The organism is Flavobacterium sp. CFBP9031 (assembly GCF_034044945.1).
Lineage (GTDB): Bacteria > Bacteroidota > Bacteroidia > Flavobacteriales > Flavobacteriaceae > Flavobacterium.
This window is the reverse complement of record NZ_JAXCWF010000026.1, coordinates 1-5,614: the sequence shown is the minus strand read 5'-3', so window position 1 is coordinate 5,614 and position 5,614 is coordinate 1. Positions and strand designations below refer to the sequence as shown.

Below are 5,614 nucleotides of genomic sequence, written 5' to 3'. Positions count from 1 at the left end.
CTTGCGTAAGCGGAAAAAGGTTCTACTTTTGCACCCGCAACAGCGAAGGCGTTCATCGAAATACTGGCAGGAAAGGAGAATCGGACGGAAAGAAATTTTCAAAAAAAAAGATTCGAAAAAGCTTGCGAGATTTGAAAATGCTTTCTACATTTGCACCCCGCAAAACAGGGAAAGTTCATTGAGAGATTGGGAGGGAAATTAGAGAAAACGGGATTGAAAAAATCTCAAAAAAAACTTTAAATTTTTCTTGCAGGAAACAAAAAGAAGTTTTAGTTTTGCACCCGCTTTGAGAGACAAGCGAAAGACAAAGGAATTACGTTCGTAGACATATTGAATTGACAGCCGTTCTGAAAGAGATTTCAGAACAAAAGAATAAGAGCAGTAGAATCGCAAGATTCGAAAAGAACCGATAGAAATAGCATCGATTATATAATATTAAAATATACGATGAAGAGTTTGATCCTGGCTCAGGATGAACGCTAGCGGCAGGCTTAACACATGCAAGTCGAGGGGTAGAGGCTTTCGGGCCTTGAGACCGGCGCACGGGTGCGTAACGCGTATGCAATCTGCCTTTCACAGAGGGATAGCCCAGAGAAATTTGGATTAATACCTCATAGCATTACAGGATGGCATCATTTTGTAATTAAAGTCACAACGGTGAAAGATGAGCATGCGTCCCATTAGCTAGTTGGTAAGGTAACGGCTTACCAAGGCGACGATGGGTAGGGGTCCTGAGAGGGAGATCCCCCACACTGGTACTGAGACACGGACCAGACTCCTACGGGAGGCAGCAGTGAGGAATATTGGTCAATGGACGCAAGTCTGAACCAGCCATGCCGCGTGCAGGATGACGGTCCTATGGATTGTAAACTGCTTTTGCACAGGAAGAAACACTCCGACGTGTCGGAGCTTGACGGTACTGTGAGAATAAGGATCGGCTAACTCCGTGCCAGCAGCCGCGGTAATACGGAGGATCCAAGCGTTATCCGGAATCATTGGGTTTAAAGGGTCCGTAGGCGGTCTTGTAAGTCAGTGGTGAAAGCCCATCGCTCAACGGTGGAACGGCCATTGATACTGCAGGACTTGAATTATTGGGAAGTAACTAGAATATGTAGTGTAGCGGTGAAATGCTTAGAGATTACATGGAATACCAATTGCGAAGGCAGGTTACTACCAATTTATTGACGCTGATGGACGAAAGCGTGGGTAGCGAACAGGATTAGATACCCTGGTAGTCCACGCCGTAAACGATGGATACTAGCTGTTGGGAGCAATCTCAGTGGCTAAGCGAAAGTGATAAGTATCCCACCTGGGGAGTACGAACGCAAGTTTGAAACTCAAAGGAATTGACGGGGGCCCGCACAAGCGGTGGAGCATGTGGTTTAATTCGATGATACGCGAGGAACCTTACCAAGGCTTAAATGCAGACTGACCGATTTGGAAACAGATCTTTCGCAAGACAGTTTACAAGGTGCTGCATGGTTGTCGTCAGCTCGTGCCGTGAGGTGTCAGGTTAAGTCCTATAACGAGCGCAACCCCTGTTGTTAGTTGCCAGCGAGTCAAGTCGGGAACTCTAACAAGACTGCCAGTGCAAACTGTGAGGAAGGTGGGGATGACGTCAAATCATCACGGCCCTTACGCCTTGGGCTACACACGTGCTACAATGGCCGGTACAGAGAGCAGCCACTGGGTGACCAGGAGCGAATCTATAAAGCCGGTCACAGTTCGGATCGGAGTCTGCAACTCGACTCCGTGAAGCTGGAATCGCTAGTAATCGGATATCAGCCATGATCCGGTGAATACGTTCCCGGGCCTTGTACACACCGCCCGTCAAGCCATGGAAGCTGGGGGTGCCTGAAGTCGGTGACCGCAAGGAGCTGCCTAGGGTAAAACTGGTAACTAGGGCTAAGTCGTAACAAGGTAGCCGTACCGGAAGGTGCGGCTGGAACACCTCCTTTCTAGAGCCCGAGTGTTAGCGGAAACGCACGCTGGGGAAATAAGATGCCGGACTAAAGGTTTGGAATCTGAGATTGTATTGCTCTTGCTGTTAATTTAAAAAAATGATAAAAATTAAGTAAAACAGAGTCTCGTAGCTCAGCTGGTTAGAGTACTACACTGATAATGTAGGGGTCGGCAGTTCGAGTCTGCCCGGGACTACTATTTGACTTAAAAAAGGAAATTCTAGAGTTGAGTTCTTATGAATAATCATTCATAATTCATAATTCACAATTCATAATTAGATTGGGGGATTAGCTCAGCTGGCTAGAGCGCCTGCCTTGCACGCAGGAGGTCAACGGTTCGACTCCGTTATTCTCCACTGATTCGCCCAGGCGGATAAAAGTTCATTGACATATTGAGATAAGAAAATAATAAGAAAGTAGAAAGCGTTTTTTGCAATTTATTGCAAAAGACAAAACAAAACGGTCTTGTTTTAATTAACAAGATTGGTGCAATAAGCAAAATAAGGGCGCATGGGGAATGCCTAGGCTCTCAGAGGCGATGAAGGACGTGATAAGCTGCGAAAAGCTGCGGGGACTGGCACACACAGATTGATCCGCAGATATCCGAATGGGGCAACCCGCTATGTTGAAGACATAGCACACCGATAGGTGGGCAAACCCGCTGAACTGAAACATCTAAGTAGGCGGAGGAGAAGAAAACAAAAGTGATTCCGTAAGTAGTGGCGAGCGAACGCGGATTAGCCCAAACCAGTTATGTTACGGCATAGCTGGGGTTGTAGGACCGCGACATTTCATGCATGAGGAACCGGAAGCTTCTGGAAAGGAGCGCCACAGAGGGTGACAGCCCCGTATGGGCAACAAATGTAATGGATAGCGGTATCCTGAGTAGGGCGGGGCACGTGAAACCCTGTCTGAATTTGGCGGGACCATCCGCTAAGGCTAAATACTCCTGAGAGACCGATAGTGAACCAGTACCGTGAGGGAAAGGTGAAAAGAACCGTGAATAACGGAGTGAAATAGATCCTGAAACCATGCGCTTACAAGCGGTCGGAGCCCTTTCGTGGGGTGACGGCGTGCCTTTTGCATAATGAGCCTACGAGTTAACGCTGCTGGCAAGGATAAGTGGTTAAGCCATGGATCCGCAGCGAAAGCGAGTCTGAATAGGGCGCTTTAGTCAGTAGTGTTAGACGCGAAACCGTGTGATCTACCCATGGGCAGGTTGAAGCTGTGGTAACACACAGTGGAGGACCGAACCGGTTGACGTTGAAAAGTCTTCGGATGACCTGTGGGTAGGGGTGAAAGGCCAATCAAACTCGGAAATAGCTCGTACTCCCCGAAATGCATTTAGGTGCAGCGTTATTTTAGTTATATAGAGGTAGAGCTACTGATTGGATGCGGGGGCTTCACCGCCTACCAATTCCTGACAAACTCCGAATGCTATATAATGATTGATAACAGTGAGGGCTTGGGTGCTAAGGTCCAAGTCCGAGAGGGAAAGAACCCAGACCATCAGCTAAGGTCCCCAAATATATGCTAAGTTGAAAGAACGAGGTTTGTCTGCCCAGACAGCTAGGATGTTGGCTTGGAAGCAGCCATTCATTTAAAGAGTGCGTAACAGCTCACTAGTCGAGCGGACGAGCATGGATAATAATCGGGCATAAGCATATTACCGAAGCTATGGATTTGCATGTATTTGCAAGTGGTAGGGGAGCATTCTGACAGGGCTGAAGGTGTTTCGTAAGGGATGCTGGACCGGTCAGAAAAGAAAATGTAGGCATAAGTAACGATAATGCGGGCGAGAAACCCGCACACCGAAAAACTAAGGTTTCCACAGCTATGCTAATCAGCTGTGGGTTAGTCTGGACCTAAGGCGAACCCGAAAGGGACAGTCGATGGCCAACGGGTTAATATTCCCGTACTTCTTATTGCTGTGATGGGGTGACGGAGTGATGAAAGCGCCGCGAACTGACGGAATAGTTCGTTAAAGCACCTAGCTATAGGGTCTCTAGGCAAATCCGGAGATCTTGGTGAAATGCGATAGTACTCGGAGTCTTCGGACAAAGAGATAGTGCGCCTAAGGGCTTCCAAGAAAAACCTCTAAACTTCAGGCAATAAGAACCAGTACCGTAAACCGACACAGGTAGTTGAGGAGAGAATCCTAAGGTGCTCGAGAGATTCATGGCTAAGGAATTAGGCAAAATAGACCTGTAACTTCGGGAGAAAGGTCGCCAGCAGCAATGCTGGCCGCAGTGAAGAGGTCCAGGCGACTGTTTATCAAAAACACAGGGCTCTGCAAAATCGTAAGATGAAGTATAGGGCCTGACACCTGCCCGGTGCTGGAAGGTTAAGAGGAGATGTTATCTTCGGAGAAGCATTGAATTGAAGCCCCAGTAAACGGCGGCCGTAACTATAACGGTCCTAAGGTAGCGAAATTCCTTGTCGGGTAAGTTCCGACCTGCACGAATGGTGTAACGATCTGGACACTGTCTCAGCCATGAGCTCGGTGAAATTGTAGTAACGGTGAAGATGCCGTTTACCCGCAGTGGGACGAAAAGACCCTGTGCACCTTTACTATAGCTTAGTATTGACCTTGGATAAATGATGTGTAGGATAGGTTGGAGACTTTGAAGCGGCGTCGCCAGGCGTTGTGGAGTCATTGTTGAAATACAACCCTTTGTTTATCTGAGGCCTAACCCCGCAATGTGGGGGACAGTGCTTGGTGGGTAGTTTGACTGGGGTGGTCGCCTCCAAAAGAGTAACGGAGGCTTCTAAAGGTTCCCTCAGTACGCTTGGTAACCGTGCGTAGAGTGCAATGGCATAAGGGAGCTTGACTGAGAGACATACAGGTCGATCAGGTACGAAAGTAGAGCATAGTGATCCGGTGGTTCCGCATGGAAGGGCCATCGCTCAAAGGATAAAAGGTACGCCGGGGATAACAGGCTGATCTCCCCCAAGAGCTCATATCGACGGGGGGGTTTGGCACCTCGATGTCGGCTCGTCACATCCTGGGGCTGGAGAAGGTCCCAAGGGTTGGGCTGTTCGCCCATTAAAGTGGCACGCGAGCTGGGTTCAGAACGTCGTGAGACAGTTCGGTCTCTATCTACTGCGGGCGTTAGAAATTTGAGTGGATCTGATTCTAGTACGAGAGGACCGAATTGGACAAACCTCTAGTGTATCTGTTGTCCCGCCAGGGGCACCGCAGAGTAGCTACGTTTGGAAGGGATAAGCGCTGAAAGCATATAAGCGCGAAACCCACCACAAGATGAGATTTCTTTTAAGGATCGTGGAAGATGACCACGTTGATAGGCTACAGATGTAAAGGCAGTAATGTCATAGTCGAGTAGTACTAATAATCCGTAAGCTTATGCACAAACTTTTCCCCCCGGGCAATCGGGGGGAGGAAACTTTCTAAATAATTCCTGTTTGTTTCTTTATCTCAGTATGTTAAGATATTGTTTAATTGATAATTAACAATTTATAATTGATAATTAATGATTAAAAGCTGCTTGCAGCGAATAGCCTTAAGGTGGTTATTGCGGCGGGGCTCACCTCTTCCCATCCCGAACAGAGAAGTTAAGCCCGCCTGCGCAGATGGTACTGCAGTTTTGTGGGAGAGTATGTCGTCGCCTTTCTTTTGAAAACCCTATCCAAAT

The 5,614-nt window shown here is 47.9% G+C and carries 1 protein-coding gene, 2 tRNA genes and 3 rRNA genes; all 6 read left to right on the top strand.

The window, feature by feature from the left end:
- The coding region (locus SOM12_RS24070; RefSeq protein WP_320495882.1) for a hypothetical protein at window positions 1-182 on the top strand (182 nt) is incomplete at its 5' end.
- Window positions 183-444: 262 nt separating this feature from the next.
- Window positions 445-1,958, top strand: a 16S ribosomal RNA gene (locus SOM12_RS24065).
- Window positions 1,959-2,083: 125 nt separating this feature from the next.
- Window positions 2,084-2,157, top strand: a tRNA-Ile gene (locus tag SOM12_RS24060).
- Between the two features lie 86 nt (window positions 2,158-2,243).
- Window positions 2,244-2,317: transfer RNA gene (locus SOM12_RS24055), tRNA-Ala, on the top strand.
- A gap of 132 nt (window positions 2,318-2,449) precedes the next feature.
- Window positions 2,450-5,331, top strand: a 23S ribosomal RNA gene (locus SOM12_RS24050).
- Between the two features lie 152 nt (window positions 5,332-5,483).
- Window positions 5,484-5,593, top strand: a 5S ribosomal RNA gene (gene rrf, locus SOM12_RS24045).
- The 16S, 23S and 5S rRNA genes sit together here with 2 tRNA genes alongside, the layout of an rRNA operon.
- Window positions 5,594-5,614 lie beyond the last annotated feature (21 nt).